General features: G+C 74.8%; 15 protein-coding genes. 11 read left to right on the top strand and 4 right to left on the bottom strand.

Features of this window, described 5'->3' with window-relative positions; all coding sequences use genetic code 11:
• Positions 1-26 precede the first annotated feature (26 nt).
• From ABEB06_RS05095 to ABEB06_RS05060, 7 genes are read left to right on the top strand one after another with little or no spacing between them, the layout of a single operon-like run.
• On the top strand, positions 27-1,052 hold the full coding sequence (locus ABEB06_RS05095) for a sugar phosphate isomerase/epimerase family protein (protein ID WP_345695575.1): 1,026 nt from the start codon (positions 27-29) through the stop codon (positions 1,050-1,052).
• Entirely contained in the window at positions 1,049-2,233 is a 1,185-nt protein-coding gene (locus ABEB06_RS05090; RefSeq protein ID WP_345695574.1) for an inositol-3-phosphate synthase, read from the top strand. Before ABEB06_RS05095 ends, ABEB06_RS05090 begins: the two co-directional genes overlap by 4 nt.
• A gap of 43 nt (positions 2,234-2,276) precedes the next feature.
• Positions 2,277-3,098: an SCO3242 family prenyltransferase gene (locus tag ABEB06_RS05085; RefSeq protein ID WP_345701739.1), complete on the top strand. Its 822-nt coding sequence runs from the start codon at positions 2,277-2,279 to the stop codon at positions 3,096-3,098.
• Positions 3,095-4,483, top strand: coding sequence for an EboA domain-containing protein (locus ABEB06_RS39270; protein ID WP_425559571.1), 1,389 nt, complete (start codon positions 3,095-3,097; stop codon positions 4,481-4,483). The genes ABEB06_RS05085 and ABEB06_RS39270 overlap by 4 nt, the downstream gene beginning before the upstream one ends.
• A complete protein-coding gene (locus ABEB06_RS05070) occupies positions 4,470-5,327 on the top strand; it encodes a TatD family hydrolase (protein ID WP_345695573.1) in 858 nt (285 codons plus the stop codon). Before ABEB06_RS39270 ends, ABEB06_RS05070 begins: the two co-directional genes overlap by 14 nt.
• Positions 5,327-6,508: a metabolite traffic protein EboE gene (eboE, locus tag ABEB06_RS05065; RefSeq protein ID WP_345695572.1), complete on the top strand. Its 1,182-nt coding sequence runs from the start codon at positions 5,327-5,329 to the stop codon at positions 6,506-6,508. Before ABEB06_RS05070 ends, eboE begins: the two co-directional genes overlap by 1 nt.
• 9 nt (positions 6,509-6,517) lie before the next feature.
• Positions 6,518-7,891 (top strand): alkaline phosphatase family protein, encoded by a 1,374-nt coding sequence (locus ABEB06_RS05060; protein ID WP_345695571.1) that lies wholly within the window; start codon positions 6,518-6,520, stop codon positions 7,889-7,891.
• A 69-nt stretch (positions 7,892-7,960) separates the two neighbouring features.
• On the opposite strand, the gene ABEB06_RS05055 is transcribed toward ABEB06_RS05060, so the two are convergent.
• Positions 7,961-8,575 carry a TetR/AcrR family transcriptional regulator gene (locus ABEB06_RS05055; RefSeq protein ID WP_345695570.1) on the bottom strand — a complete coding sequence of 205 codons (615 nt, stop codon included), beginning with the start codon at positions 8,573-8,575 and terminating at the stop codon, positions 7,961-7,963.
• Between the two features lie 88 nt (positions 8,576-8,663).
• On the opposite strand from ABEB06_RS05055, the gene ABEB06_RS05050 reads away from it, so the two are divergent.
• Both ABEB06_RS05050 and ABEB06_RS05045 read left to right on the top strand, forming a co-directional pair.
• On the top strand, positions 8,664-9,629 hold the full coding sequence (locus ABEB06_RS05050) for a beta-ketoacyl-ACP synthase III (RefSeq protein WP_345695569.1): 966 nt from the start codon (positions 8,664-8,666) through the stop codon (positions 9,627-9,629).
• 78 nt (positions 9,630-9,707) lie between these two features.
• Positions 9,708-10,280, top strand: a complete 573-nt coding sequence (locus ABEB06_RS05045) for a Uma2 family endonuclease (RefSeq protein ID WP_345695568.1) — start codon at positions 9,708-9,710, stop codon at positions 10,278-10,280.
• 28 nt (positions 10,281-10,308) lie between these two features.
• Here the strand turns inward: ABEB06_RS05045 and ABEB06_RS05040 are convergent, their stop codons facing one another.
• Both ABEB06_RS05040 and ABEB06_RS05035 read right to left on the bottom strand, forming a co-directional pair.
• Entirely contained in the window at positions 10,309-10,980 is a 672-nt protein-coding gene (locus ABEB06_RS05040) for a response regulator (RefSeq protein ID WP_345695567.1), read from the bottom strand.
• The gene (locus tag ABEB06_RS05035) at positions 10,977-12,155 is read right to left on the bottom strand and encodes a sensor histidine kinase (protein WP_345695566.1); all 1,179 of its coding nucleotides are present in this window, start codon (positions 12,153-12,155) and stop codon (positions 10,977-10,979) included. Before ABEB06_RS05035 ends, ABEB06_RS05040 begins: the two co-directional genes overlap by 4 nt.
• A gap of 132 nt (positions 12,156-12,287) precedes the next feature.
• Here ABEB06_RS05035 and ABEB06_RS05030 point away from each other — a divergent pair, with 132 nt between their 5' ends.
• Both ABEB06_RS05030 and ABEB06_RS05025 read left to right on the top strand, forming a co-directional pair.
• Positions 12,288-13,199 carry an ATP-binding cassette domain-containing protein gene (locus ABEB06_RS05030; RefSeq protein WP_345695565.1) on the top strand — a complete coding sequence of 304 codons (912 nt, stop codon included), beginning with the start codon at positions 12,288-12,290 and terminating at the stop codon, positions 13,197-13,199.
• Positions 13,196-13,969: an ABC transporter permease gene (locus ABEB06_RS05025; protein WP_345695564.1), complete on the top strand. Its 774-nt coding sequence runs from the start codon at positions 13,196-13,198 to the stop codon at positions 13,967-13,969. Before ABEB06_RS05030 ends, ABEB06_RS05025 begins: the two co-directional genes overlap by 4 nt.
• Positions 13,970-13,976: 7 nt before the next feature.
• On the opposite strand, the gene ABEB06_RS05020 is transcribed toward ABEB06_RS05025, so the two are convergent.
• On the bottom strand, positions 13,977-14,885 hold the full coding sequence (locus tag ABEB06_RS05020) for a GNAT family N-acetyltransferase (protein ID WP_345695563.1): 909 nt from the start codon (positions 14,883-14,885) through the stop codon (positions 13,977-13,979).
• Positions 14,886-14,941 lie beyond the last annotated feature (56 nt).

Below are 14,941 nucleotides of genomic sequence, written 5' to 3'. Positions count from 1 at the left end.
CCACCAGACCAGGAGCGCGATCCCTGATGTCACGTCCGATCACCCTCTTCACCGGCCAGTGGGCGGACCTCCCCTTCGAGGACGTCTGCCGCCTGGCCGCCGGCTGGGGCTACGACGGCCTCGAAATCGCCTGCTGGGGGGACCACTTCGAGGTCGACCGGGCCCTCGCCGAGCCCGGCTACGTCCGGGAGAAGCGGGCCGTGCTCGACGCGTACGGCCTCGGCGTGTGGGCGGTCTCCAACCACCTCGTCGGCCAGGCCGTCTGCGACCACCCGATCGACGAGCGGCACCGGGCGATCCTGCCCGAGCGGCTGTGGGCGGACGACCCGGAGCAGGTGCGGCGCAACGCCGCCCGCGAGATGGCCGACACCGCCCGCGCCGCCGCCCTCCTCGGCGTCGACACGGTCGTCGGCTTCACCGGCTCGTCGATCTGGCACGCCGTCGCGATGTTCCCGCCCGCCACCCCCGGGATGATCGACGCCGGCTACCGCGACTTCGCGGAGCGCTGGAACCCGATTCTCGACACCTTCGAGGAACACGGCGTCAGGTTCGCGCTGGAGGTCCACCCCAGCGAGATCGCCTACGACTACTGGACCACCCGCCGCACCCTCGAAGCCATCGGCCACCGCCCGTCGTTCGGCCTCAACTGGGACCCCTCCCACATGCTCTGGCAGGACCTCGACCCGGCCGGATTCATCCTGGAGTTCGCCGACCGGATCTACCACGTCGACTGCAAGGACACCCGCCTGCGGATCGGCGACGGCCGCCGCGGCCGGCTCTCCTCCCACCTGCCGTGGGGCGATCCGCGCCGCGGCTGGGACTTCGTCTCCACCGGCCACGGCGACGTCCCGTGGGAGGACTGCTTCCGCGCCCTCAACGCGACCGGCTACCGAGGCCCGGTCTCCGTCGAATGGGAGGACGCCGGCATGGACCGGCTGGCCGGAGCCGCCGAAGCCCTCACCTTCATCCGCCGCCTCGCCGCCATCAACCCGCCCGCCGCCGCCTTCGACGCGGCGTTCAGCACCCCCGACCGAATCACAGGAAAGCCATGACCAGCACCCCCACCCCGCCCGCCGACCGGATCGGCGTCTGGCTGATCGGCGCCCGCGGCTCGGTCGCCACCACCGCGATCGCCGGCGCGGCCGCCGTCGCCGCCCGCCTCGCCCCGCCGACCGGCATGGTCGCCGAACTCACCGACTTCGCCGACAGCGGGCTTCCCGCGCTCGACCGGCTGGTCTTCGGCGGCCACGACACCGACGACACCCCGCTGACCAAACGCGCCGAACAGCTCGCCGGGACCGGCATCCTGCCGCCCGCCCTCCTTGCCGCCGTCACCCCCGCCCTCGACGCCGCCGACGGCGAGATCCGTCCCGGGTACCGCACCGCCCCCGGTCTGCCGCAGGCCGCCGCGGCAGCCCGGCTGGCCACCGACCTCGCCTCGTTCCGCGACCGCCACCGGCTCAGCCAGGTCGTCGTCATCAATGTCGCCTCCACCGAACCGCCCGTCCACCCGCACCCCGCCCACCGCGACCTGGCCGCCCTGGAGGCCGCCATGGCCACCGAGGCCGGCATCCTCCCCGCCGGCTCCCTGTACGCCTACGCCGCGCTGCGCGCCGACTGCGCCCACCTCGACTTCACGCCCTCGCCCGGCATCCGCATCCCGGCCCTGCGCGAACTGGCCGACGTGCAGGGCCTGCCGTACGCCGGGAGCGACGGCAAGACCGGCGAGACCCTGGTGCGCACCGCGCTGGCGCCGATGTTCGCCCACCGCGCGCTGCGGGTGCGGTCCTGGTCCGGGACCAACCTCCTCGGCGGCGCGGACGGCGCCACCCTGGCCTCGCCGGACGCCGCCGCCAGCAAGAACGCTTCCAAGCGCAGCGGCCTGGAGGCGATGCTCGGCGCCGGGGTCGAGGGACTCACCCACATCGACTACGTCCCGAGCATGGGCGAGATGAAGACCGCCTGGGACCACATCGCCTTCGAGGGCTTCCTCGGCGCCGCGATGACGATGCAGTTCACCTGGCAGGGCTGGGACTCCGCCCTCGCCGCCCCCCTCGTCCTCGACCTGGCCCGCTTCCTGGCCCGCGCCCGGCAGTTGGGCGCCGCCGGTCCGCAGGAGCAGCTCGGATTCTTCTTCAAGGACCCGCTGCGCGCCGGCGGGTCCACCACCGAGCACCGCCTGATCGCCCAGTTCGAGGTCCTCCGCTCCTGGTACGCCGGGGGGCCGCAGTGAGCAGCGCGCGCACCCTGGCGGAGCTCGTCCGGCCCCGGCCGCCCTGACCGTCCTCGGCGACACCCTGACCGGCGCCGCCGCGGCGGGCCGCCCGATCGGGCCGCGGGCGGTGCCACTGGCCGCCGCGTCCGTCTGCCTGTACTGGGCCGGGATGGCGCTCAACGACTACGCCGACCGGCAGCTGGACGCGTCGGAGCGACCCGACCGGCCCATCCCCTCGGGCCGGATCAGCCCCCGCGGCGCGCTCGCCGCGGCGTCCGCCCTCACCGCGGCGGGCCTCAGCCTGTCCGCCGCGGCCGCAGGGCGGCGGGCCCTCACGGTGGCCGTGCCGCTTGCGGCCACCGTCTGGGCCTACGATCTGGCCCTGAAGGACACCCGCTGGGGGCCCGCCGCGATGGCCGCCGCCCGCGGACTCGACGTCCTCATGGGAGCCGGAACCGGGTTCTTGGGCCGCGCCCTGCCCGCCGCCGCCGTGGTCGCCGGCCACACCTTCGCCCTCACCGTGGTCAGCCGCCAGGAGACCCGCGGCGCTACCGCGTCCCTGCCCGCCGGCGCCCTGGCCGCCACCTGCGCCGTCGGCCTGGCCGCTGCCTCGCTGCCCGATCCCGTCGCACCACCGGCCCGCCGCGCCACCTCCGCCGCCCTGCTCGGCGGATACACGGCGGCCGCCGGCGGCGCGCTGCTGCAGGCCGTCGTCCGCCCGGACGCGGCGCACCTGAAGCGGGCGGTCGGCGCCGGTATCCACGCGATGATCCCGCTCCAGGCCGCACTGATCGCCCGCAGCCGGCCCCTGCGCGCCGCGCTGCCGCTGCTGGCGGCCTACCCGCTGGCCAGGCGCCTGTCCCGGAAGGTGTCCCCGACATGACCGCACTGCGCTTCGGCTACGGCACCAACGGCCTCGCCGACCACCGCCTCGACGAGGCCCTGGAGGTGATCGCGGGCCTCGGCTACACCGGCGTCGCCCTCACCCTCGACCACCAGCACCTCGACCCGTACGCTCCCGGCCTGACCCGGCGCCTCGCCGCGCTGCGCCGCAGGCTCACCGCCCTGGGCCTCGCCGTCGTCGTCGAGACCGGCGCCCGCTACCTGCTCGACCCCTGGCGCAAGCACGGCCCCACCCTCCTCGACACCGACCCGGCGAGCCGTGCGCGCCGGACCGACCTCCTGCAGCGGGGCATCAGGATCGCCGCCGACCTCGAAGCCGAAGCGCTCTCCTTCTGGAGCGGCACCCCCCGGCCCGGCACCGACCCCGACCACGCCCACCAACTCCTCATCGACGGCTGCGCGCACCTGGTGGACAGCGCCCAACGCGTGGGCGTACGACTCGGCTTCGAACCCGAACCGGGGATGCTGGTCGCCGACCTGGACGGCTGGGAGCGCCTGCGCGACGCCCTCGGCGCCCCGTACGCCTTCGGCCTGACCCTCGACATCGGGCACTGCGAGTGCGTCGAGGACGCCGACCCGGCGGGCTGCGTGAAACGCGCCGCCCCCTGGCTGGTCCACGTCCAGATCGAGGACATGCGGCGCGGCGTCCACGAGCACCTCGAATTCGGCGACGGCGACATCGACTTCCCGCCCGTCCTGGCCGCGCTCGCCGACCACGGCTACCAGGGCCTGGTCTCGGTCGAACTGCCCCGCCACTCGCACAGCGGACCCGACAGCGCCCGGCGCTCGCTCGACGCGCTGCGGACCGCGTCCGCCCATCCCTGGACCGTCGAGGCGATCCGGCAGGTCCGCGCCGACCCCGGCACCATCACCACCTTGTTCCCGCAGGCGGCCCGTCGTACCGGTACCGGCGGCGACGTCGTGCGCGCCCAGCTCCTGCAGGCGCTCACCACCGACGTACCGGCGGTCCTCGGCGAGCTCTACCGGCACGGCGACACCGCCGAACGCCTCGCGGTGCTGCGCGCCCTGCCCCTGCTCGACCAGGGCGGCCTGGTCGGCGGCGCCGCCCTCCCGCTGGTCGCCGACGCGCTGCGCACCAATGACGTCCGGCTGGTCACGGCCGCCGTCGGCCCGTACGGCGCCCGGCACCTCGACCAGGACGCGTGGCGACAGGCCGTCCTCAAGTGCGTCTTCATGGGCATCCCGCTGGACGCCGTCGCCGGCCTCGCCCGCCGCACCGACGCCGAACTGGTGCGCATGTACGCCGCGTTCGCCACCGAGCGCACAGCCGCCCAGCGCCCCGTCCCGCACGACCTCCAGCTCCACCTCGACCACCGCACGGGAGACGGCCATGCGCATCCTTGACCCCCACATCCACATGACCTCCCGCACCACCGACGACTACCGGGCGATGCGCGACGCGGGGGTGCGCGCCGTCGTCGAGCCCGCGTTCTGGCTCGGCCAGCCGCGCACCTCGCCCGGCAGCTTCCACGACTACTTCGACGCCCTCCTCGGCTGGGAGCCGTACCGCGCCGCCCAGTACGGCATCCGGCACCACTGCGCGATCGCCCTCAACCCGAAGGAGGCGAACGACCCCCGCTGCGCACCGGTCCTCGACGACCTGCCGCGCTACCTCGCCAAGGACGGCGTCGTCGCCGTCGGTGAGATCGGTTTCGACGCCATGACGGCGGCCGAGGAGCACGCCTTCACCGTCCAGCTCGCCCTCGCCCGCGAGCACGGCCTGCCCGCCCTGGTCCACACCCCGCACCGGGACAAGGCCGCGGGCACCGCCCGCACCCTGGACATCGTCCGCGCCGACGGCATCGATCCCGGCACGGTCGCCGTCGACCACCTCAATGAGGTCACCGCGCCGATGGTCGCCGCCACCGGCTGCTGGATGGGCTTCTCGATCTACCCCGACACCAAGATGACCCCCGAGCGGATGGTCCGCATCCTCCAGGAGCACGGCACCGCCCGGATCCTCGTCAACTCCGCCGCCGACTGGGGCCACAGCGACCCGCTGCTCACCCGGGACACCGCGCTCGCCATGCTCGCCGCAGGCTTCACCGACGACGACGTGGACCAGGTGCTGTGGCGCAACCCCGTCGAGTTCTACGGGCAGAGCGGCCGCCTCGACCTCGGGCCCGATGCCGCGGCCCGGGCGGAGGAGTCGTTCGCCGGCAACTCCGTGCGCAGGGGAGGCAGCTGATGCGCCTGCACCACCGCGGCGGCGACGTGGTCCACCTCGGCTACTGCACCAACGTGCACCCGGCCGAGGACCTCGCCGGCATCCTCCACCAGCTCGACACGTACGCGGTGCCCGTCCGCGAACTCCTCGACGAGCCGGTCCTCGGCGTCGGCCTGTGGCTCGCCCGGCCCGTCGCCGCCCTGCTGGCCGCCGACCCGCGCGCGACCGGACGGCTGCGCGGCGAACTCGCCGCGCGGGGCCTGGAGGTTGTCACCCTCAACGGCTTCCCCTACCAGGGCTTCCACCGACCCACCGTCAAGCACGCCGTCTACCGGCCCGACTGGTCCACCCCCGAGCGCCTGCACCACACCGCCGACCTCGCCCGGATCCTGGCGCTGCTGCTGCCCGACGACGTCGCCGCCGGCAGCATCTCCACCCTGCCCTTCGGCTGGGCCGACGGATGGACGGCCGGGCAGCTCAGCCGCGCCCGGCGCCACCTCGACGACCTCGAACGCGCCCTCGTCGAGGTGCGCGAGGAGACCGGGCGGACGATCCGGATCGCGTTCGAACCCGAGCCCGGATGCCTCGTCGAGACCGCCGGGGAGGCCGTCCACCACCTCTCCGACCTCGACCCGCACCACTTCGGCGTCTGCCTGGACGTCTGCCACCTCGCCGTCGCCTTCGAGGACCCGGTCGAGGCGCTGGCCGAGCTGGGCCGCGCCGGGATCCCGGTCGTCAAGACGCAGGTCTCCTGCGCCCTGCACGCCGAGGCCCCGGCCGACCCGACCACCCGGGCGGCCCTGGCCGGCTTCGTCGAACCGCGGTTCCTCCACCAGACCCGCCAGGCCCACCGGACCGGGCGCCCGGCGCGCGCCGACGACCTTCCCGACGCGCTCGCCGGACCGACCGCGCTGAGCGGGGACGGCCCGTGGCGCACCCACTTCCACGTCCCCGTGCACGCCGACCCCGCGCCGCCGCTCACCTCCACCCGGCCCGAGCTGCGGCGCGCCCTCGCCGCCATGCTCGCCGCCGACGTGCCCGCCACCCGCCACGTCGAGGTGGAGACCTACACCTGGTCCGTCCTGCCCGACCCGCCGACCACGCCCGGCGCCCTCGCCGCCGGGATCGCCGCCGAACTCGCCTGGACCCGCCGCGAACTGCTGCGGCTGGGCCTCACCGAAGCACCCGTCCGCGCCCAGTAGGAGACCCCCATGCCCGTCGCGGTCCTCGACGTCGTCGGACTCACCCCCCGCGCCCTCGCCCACATGCCCCACCTGCGGTCCGTCGCCGAGCGCGGGTTCACCGCCCGCCTCGACACCGTCCTGCCCGCCGTCACCTGCTCCGTCCAGTCCACCTTCCTCACCGGCCTGATGCCCGCCGAGCACGGCATCGTCGGCAACGGCTGGTACGACCGCGACACGGGCGAGGTCGCCTTCTGGCGCCAGCACCACCGCCTCGTCGGCGGCGAGAAGGTCTGGCAGACCGCCCGCCGCACCGACCCCGCCCTGACCGTCGCCAACATCTGCTGGTGGTACGCCATGGGCGCCGACGTCGACATCACCGTCACCCCTCGCCCCGTCTACCACTACGACGGCCGCAAGTCTCCCGACTGCTACACCCGGCCGCCCGAGCTCCGCGACACCCTCACCGCGGAACTCGGCCGCTTCCCGCTCTTCGACTACTGGGGGCCCAAGGCCGGCATCGCCTCCTCCCAGTGGATCATCGACGCCACCCGGCGGGTTCTCGACGACCACCGGCCCGACCTCACCCTCGCCTACATCCCGCACCTCGACTACGACCTGCAGCGCCACGGCCCCGACTCCCCGCAGGCCCACGCCGCGGCCCGCACCCTCGACACCGCCCTCGCGCCGCTCCTCGACACCCTCCACGAACGCGGCACCACCACCGTCGTCCTCAGCGAGTACGGCATCACCCGGGTGGAACGGCCCGTCGACATCAACCGCGCGCTGCGCCGCGAAGGCCTCCTCCACGTCTTCACCCAGCAGGGCATGGAGTACCTCGACCCCTGGACGTCCCGGGCCTTCGCCACCCCCGACCACCAGCTCGCCCACGTGTACGTCGCCGATCCCGCCGACCTGGAACGGGTGCGCGGGGCCCTGCTCCGGATCGACGGCGTCGAGGACGTCCTCGACCGCACCCAGCAGGCCGAGCACGGCCTCGACCACCCGCGGGGCGGCGAACTCGTCGCCGTCGCCCGCGCGGACAGCTGGTTCACCTACTACTACTGGCTGGACGACGAACGCTCCCCGGACTTCGCCCGCGGCGTCGAGATCCACCGCAAGCCCGGCTACGACCCCGCCGAGCTGTTCTTCGACCCGGGCGACCCGCTCGTCATGGCCCGCGCGGCGATGTCCCTCGCCAAACTCAAGCTCGGGATCCGCGACGCCATGGACGTCGTCCCCACCGACCCCGCGTGCGTACGCGGCAGCCACGGCCGCCTGCCCGACACCGCGGACGACGCCCCCGTGCTGCTCTGCTCGGCGCCCGAGCACGGCCGCGAGCGCATCCACGCCACCGAGGTCAAGCAGCTCATCCTCGACTGCCTCGCCCAAGGCGCCGGGTAGCGACCGGACGGGGGGCGAGAGCCGGCGGCCCCGGCGGGACCTGCGAGCCTCCCGCAGCGCCCGGGGCGGTCAGCGGGGCGGTGGGGTGAGAAGGCGGTCGAGGGCGCGGCGGGTGCGGGCGGGGGCGTGGGGGTCGGCGAGGAGCTGGATGGACTGGTTGAGGCCGAGGTAGAGGCCGACGAGTTCGAAGCAGAGCTGCTCGGGGTCGGTGTCGGCGGGGAGTTCGCCGTTGGCGACGGCGGTGGTCAGGTCGGTCAGCAGGACGCGGCGCCAGCGGAGTTGGAGGCGGCGGACGGCGTCGTGCAGCGGGCCCGGCCTGGCGTCGAACTCGACCGAGGCGGTGGTGAAGAGGCAGCCGCCGGGGAAGATGTCGCGCGCCGTCTCCAGGTAGTCCACCCAGTACTCGCAGACCGCCCGCAGGCGGGTGAGGCCGGGCGGCAGGTCGGCGGCGGGCTCCCAGACCAGGCGCGTGTAGATCGCCGAGGCCTCGGCGAGTGCCGCGAGCTGGAGGGCCTCCTTGGTGCCGAAGTGGCCGAGGACGCCCGCCTTGCTCATCTCCAGGTCGGCGGCGAGGCGGCCCAGGGTGAGTCCGTCCAGGCCGTCGACGGAGGCGATCGCGACCGAGCGGCCGACGATCCGCTCGCGGGTGCGGCGGGCTTCGGCGGCGGACTTCCTGGGGCTCATGCGGACCATCCTAGTCCGCGGCCCGCTCTTTAGCTTCCGACCGTTCGGTTGCTATATTCGCGGCGGACCAGACGAGAAGGAGCCCGCCGTGACCACGACGCCCGCACCCCGGATCCGCGCCCTCGGACACCACCAGCCCGAACGCGTCCTGACCAATGACGACTTGGCGGCCATGGTCGACACCAGCGACGAGTGGATCCGGCGGCGCACCGGCATCGCCACCCGCCGGATCGCCGCCCCCGACGAATCGGTCACCGACCTCGCCGCGGCCGCCGCCGCCAAGGCCCTCGCCGCCGCCGGACTCGACCCCGCCGACATCGGCCTGGTCACCGTCGCCACCTGCAGCGCGGTCGACCGCTGCCCGTCGATCGCCGCCCAGGTCGCCGGACGGCTCGCGATCCCGTCCGCCGTGGCGTTCGACCTCAACAACGGCTGCGCCGGGTTCTGTACGGCCCTCGCCGTCGCCGACCACTCGCTGCGGGCCGGCGCGGCCCGGCACGCCCTGGTGATCGGCGCGGAGAAGATGTCCGACGTCACCGACTGGACCGACCGGCGCACCTGCGTCCTGCTGGGCGACGGGGCCGGGGCGGCCGTGCTCAGCGCCGATGGGGCAGCCACCGGAGGGTTCGGGATCGGCCCGGTGGTGTGGGGCTCCGACCCGACCCGCGGCGACGCGGTCCGCCTGCAGGGCGCGTGGCAGCCCACCTTCGAACAGGAGGGTCAGACCGTCTTCCGCTGGGCCACCACCACGCTGCCCGACCTCGCCCGCGAGGCCTGCGCCCGCGCCGGCCTCACCCCGGCCGACCTCGCCGGCGTGGTCACCCACCAGGCCAACCTGCGCATCATCGAGGCGGCCCTCCGCCCCCTCGGCCTCCCCGAGCACACCGTCGTCGCCCGGGACGTCGTCGACTCCGGCAACACCTCCGCCGCGTCCGTGCCGATCGCCCTCGCCAAACTCGTCGAACGCGGCGAACTGCCCACCGGCGGACCGGTCCTCCTGCTCGGCTTCGGCGGCGGCCTGTCCTGGGCCGGCCAGGTGGTCGCGGCTCCCTGACCGTCCCGCGGGTCGGCCCCCGGCGGGCGCGCCGACGGGGGAGGATGGGGCCGGACACTGCTCGAAAGGACGGACGTCGTGAACCTTCCCGCCGCGGGCCGCACGGGGCCCTGGACCGTCGAGGACGTCCTGGCCCTGCCCGACGACGCACGCCACCGCGTCGAGCTCGTCGGGGGATCCCTCCTGCTGAGCCCGGAGCCCGACGTCGCGCACCGATGGGCCGGCCTGCGCTTCGCCATGCTCCTGGGCGCCGCCATCGACGCGGACGGCGAACCGCAGCTGTTCCAGGTGCTGGAGTCGGCCCACGTCGCCGTCCCGGACGGCCTGCTGGCCCCCTACCTGGTGCTCGCCGACGTGGGCGCGGGGACGGCGGCGGGATCCGGAGCGCCCCTCGGCGCCGACAGCGTGGTGGCCGTCGTCGAGGTCTCCTCACCTGCGACCCGGGCCGTCGACGAGGCGCTGAAGGCGCGCCTGTACGCGGCCGCGGGCGTCCCCCACTACTGGCGCGTCGAACTCGACCCGGTCCCGCGCCTGCGCCTGGGGCGTCTGCGGCCGGGCGGCTACGTCGACCGGATCGTCGAAGCCGGCGAGACCACCCGGCTCGACGACCCGTTCCTCCTCGACATCGATCCCGCGGTGCTGCGCCGGTGAACCCGGCCCGGAGCTCACCGGCCGAGGGCTATTCGGACGCCGTGACGAGGCCCGTCTCGTACGCGGTGATGACGAGTTGGACGCGGTCGCGGGCGTCGAGCTTGGTGAGCAGGCGGGAGACGTGGGACTTGGCGGTGGCCACCGTGATGTGGAGGTCCTCGGCGATCTCGGTGTTGGAGCGGCCCCGGCCGATCAGGGTGAGGACCTCGCGTTCGCGGTCGGTGATGCCCTCGACCGGGCGGACGGTCGCCGTGCCGGCGGCGATGGGCGCGCCGCGGGTGACGAAGTCGGCGATGAGACGGCGGGTCACGGTGGGGGCGAGCAGCGCCTCGCCCGCCGCCACGACGCGGATCGCGGCGAGGATGTCGTCCAGCGCCATGTCCTTGACCACGAAGCCGCTGGCCCCGGCGCGCAGGGAGCCGTAGACGTGGTCGTCCTCGTCGAAAGTGGTGAGCATCAGGACACGGGCCGTCCCGGCCGGGTCGGCGGTGATCAGCCGGGTTGCCTCGATGCCGTCCATGCCGGGCATCCGGATGTCCATCACCACGACGTCGGGGGCGAGTTCGGCAGCCAGCCGGACGGCCTCGGCGCCGCCGCCCGCCTCGCCGACCACCTCCAGACCGTCCTGGTCTCCCATCAGAAGGCGCAGGCCGGAGCGGACCAGCGGCTGGTCGTCGACGAGCAGGATCCGGACGGTCATCGAACCTCCACGGCGGTACGGACGGGCAGCGGCAGGTGGGCGGCGACCCGGAAGCCGCCCTCGGGGCGGGGTCCGCCGCTGAGCCGCCCGCCGAGCAGGGCGGCGCGTTCGCGCATGCCGATCAGCCCGAATCCGGTGCTTCCCCCGCCGCGGGGCACGGGGCCGCGCCCGTCGTCCACGATCTCCACCAGCAGTTCGGTGTCGCCCTGGTCCACGGTGACCCGGCACCGCCCGACGCCCGCGTGGCGGACCACGTTGGTGAGCGCCTCCTGGACGATCCGGTACGCGGAGAGGTCGACCTCGGCGGGCAGCGGGCGCCGCTCTCCGGTGCGGCGGAGCTCGACGCGGACGCCCGCGTCGCCGGTGGCGGCGGCCAGCCGTTCCAGGTCGGCCAGGCCCGGGGTGGGGGAGAGCGAGGGGTCGTCGTCATCGGCCTGACGGAGTGACACCAGGGTGCGGCGCAGCCCGGCGAGGGTCTCCCGGCTGGTGGTCTCGATGGTCCGCAGCGCCTCCGCGGCGTCGTCGGGCCGGGTGGCGATGATGCGGGCGCCGACGCCGGCCTGGATCGCGATCACGCCGATGCTGTGGGCGACCAGATCGTGCAACTCCCGCGCGATGCGCAGCCGTTCAGCGGAGACGGCCTCGACGACCTCCTGCGCGCGCAGCGCCACCGCGTGCTCCCGGCGCTCGCGGCCCAGCAGCCCGGCGATCGCGGCGGCGACGGTCGCCAGGAGGGAGATCAGCAGGTTGACGGTCAGGTTGTCGCCGTGCGCGAACACCCCGATCACCAGCAGCTGGACGGAGCAGGACACGGCCGTGGCGACGGCCGCGGCCCGCCGGCCCCGGGTGGCGACGGTGAAGCCGAGGACGACGTCGGCCGCGAGGTAGGCGAGGAACTGCCCCTGGTACGCGGCGGCGGGGAGGTCGGCGGGTGCGGCGTTCGGGCGGGCCGCGACGATGGCGGTGGAGCCGAGCAGGGCCAGCGCCAGCGCGGCCGGCGGGTTCCGGCGCAGCAGGCCCGCCAGCAGGCTCGCGGCCAGCAGCGCCCCGATCCCGTGCACGGTGCCCGACGCTCGTGGCGCGCCGCCGAACAGCAGGGCCACCGCGAGCAGGTACGCGGCGCCACCGGCCCGGGCCAGGACGGGGGAGCGGAGCGGGGCGGGAAGATCGTTCACGCCGCGAGGGTATCGGGCGGGCCGGGCGGCGGCATCAGCCCGGGGACGTACACCCACGGTCGAAGGCCGGCCTGCCGATTGCCCACCTGGGCCGCATGTGCGGCACCGGGCCGTCCGGGCAGGCTCGGTGCCGTGATCGAAGTCAGCGAACTCACCAAGAGCTACGGCCACCGGACCGCCGTCGACCGGCTGTCCTTCACCGCGCGACCCGGCCGGGTCACCGGATTCCTCGGCCCCAACGGCGCCGGGAAGACCACCACCCTGCGGCTGCTCCTCGGCCTGGACGCGCCCACCTCCGGCACCGCCACCGTCGACGGCGTGCCCTTCCACCGGCACCCGCGCGGGCTGCGGCACGTCGGCGCCCTGCTCGACGCCGGCCACGTCCACCGCGGCCGCAGCGCCCGCGCCCACCTGGCGGCCCTCGCCCGCAGCAACGGACTCCCGCTGCGGCGGGTCGACGAGGTGCTGGCCGAGGTCGGACTGGCGGAGGCGGCCGGGCGGCGGGTCGGCGGCTTCTCGCTCGGCATGCGCCAGCGCCTCGGCATCGCCGGGGCCCTGCTCGGCGACCCGCCGGTGCTGGTCCTCGACGAGCCGGTCAACGGCATGGACCCGGAGGGCGTGCGCTGGGCGCGCCGCCTCTTCCGCCGCCTGGCAGGGGAGGGACGCACCGTGTTCCTCTCCAGTCACCTGATGGCGGAGATGGAGCACACCGCCGACGACCTGGTCGTCATCGGGCGGGGCCGGCTGATCGCCGCCGAGCCGCTCCGGGACTTCGCGGCCCGGGCCACCCGCGGCGAGGTGGTGGTGGGCTCCCCGCAGGCCGACCGACTCGCGGAACTCCTCACCGCCGCGGGCGGAACGGCCACCCCGGCGGGCGACGAGCAGTTGGTGGTGGCCGGCCTGACCGCGGAGCGGGTGGGTGCGCTCGCCCACGAGCACCGGATCCGACTGAGCGAACTCACCGGCAGGACAGCCGGATTGGAGGAAGCATTCATGGAACTCACCGCCGACAGCATCGACTACCAGGCAGGAGCCACCCCGTGACCGCGCGTTTCGGCGACCTGGTCGCCGCCGAATGGATCAAGGCCCGCTCGCTGAGGTCGAGTTGGTGGAGTGCTGTGCTCGCGGTGGTGTTCGTGACGGGCTGCGCCGCGGCCGCCGCCCTCTCCGACGAGGCCGCCGGGGACGGCGGCTTCCGTCCGTGGGACGCCTTCCCGGCCGCCGGGTACTGGACGCTGATGCTGGTCGCCGCCGGGGTGGGAGCGCTTGGCGCGGCGAGCGAGTACAGCAGCGGACTGATCTGCACCACGACGGTGGCCGTGCCGGCGCGCGGCTCGGTGGTGCTCGCGAAGGCCGTCGTCACGGCGGCGGTGTGGACGGTGGTCGGGACGGCCGCCGCGGCGGGCTCCTGCCTGGCAGCGCGGGCGGTGCTCGGCGGACGCCAGGCCGGGGTGCCGCTCGGCGACCCCGGGGTCCTGCGGGCACTCGCGGCGTCCGCGCTGCTGGCACCGGTGTGCGCACTGGTCGGGCTGGGACTGGGAGTTCTGACCCGGCACGGTGCGGCCGGCATCGGCGCGGGCGTGTTCGCGCTGCTGATGCTGCCCGCCATGCTCTCCGACGGCAACCGCTGGAGCGCCGACGTCAAGCACGCCCTGGTCGGCGCCGCCTGGAAGCGCCTGGTCGAGACCTGGGAACCGGACCCCGACTCGCTCGCCTACACCGCCGGCGTCCCCGGCTCCTGGGCCGTCTACCTGCTGTGGCCGCTCGTCGCGGTGGCGCTCGCCGTGCACACCGTGCGCCACCGCGACGTGTGAGGCGAGGTCAGCCGTCGAGGGGCAGGGAGCGACTCTCGTCGAGGACCGCGTAGCCCGCACTGTCGTACAGCGACAGGGCCACGTGGTTGCCGCCGAAGACGTTGAACAGCAGCGCCAGGTCACCCGCCGCCACGACGGCCCGGTCGGCCAGCACCATCGCGGACCGCCCCAGCCCCCGGCCCCGGTGCTCGGCCCCCACCGTCACCGAGTACAGGAAGCTGACGCCCGGCAGATAGTTGTGGCGCAGCCAGACCGAGGCGACCGGCACCCCCGCGGACTCCACGGTCAGCACCGTGGTCTCCGGGGTGGCCAGCCCGTCCGGCAGGACGTCCAGGTAGTCCTGCTCGGCCTGTTTCCGGGCCTCCTCCGGCGTCTTCACCCCGGACCGGACGATGTCGGCGACGTACTGCTCCTTCTCCTCGGCCAGCCACGCCGGGAACTCGTCCTCGGCCATCGGACGGACGAGGACCGCCGACGGTCCCTCGGGCGCCGAGGCGATCGCCTTGAAGCGGCTCTGCGCACGGATCGGCAGGTCGGCGAAGGTCTCGTCCGGCTCGGCGAGGACCACCGACATGCGCTGCGCCGCGCGTTCGGCGCACCAGGCGCGCGCCCAGCCGCGGGCGGCGCGGCGGTGACCGCCGTCCGCGTCCAGGGCCGGGTCGGTCCACAGCTCGACGATCCGGCCGACCGGCGTGCCCTGCGGACGGACGATGCCCAGCACCAGCCGTCCGACCCGCCGGCCGTCGGCGTCGTCGATCGCCACCGCCGTCCAGTCGTACTCCGGGTCCACCGACTGGTCGACCAGCGCCTCGGCGGCAGCGGCGGGTACGCCGAGCGCCAGGTGCGCATCGAGACGCCGACGGCGGTAGGCCGGGTACCAGTCGTCTCGGTCCGTGAGCGGTACGAAGTTTGTCATCCGGGCAGGATAGGCCCGGGGACCGGCCGTGCTTCAAGGGATTTCCCCACCCGAAC

It is taken from the genome of Kitasatospora terrestris (assembly GCF_039542905.1).
Taxonomy (GTDB): Bacteria; Actinomycetota; Actinomycetes; order Streptomycetales; family Streptomycetaceae; genus Kitasatospora; species Kitasatospora terrestris.
The sequence above is the reverse complement of the archived record's forward strand: the minus strand, read 5'-3'. Positions and strand labels throughout refer to the sequence as shown.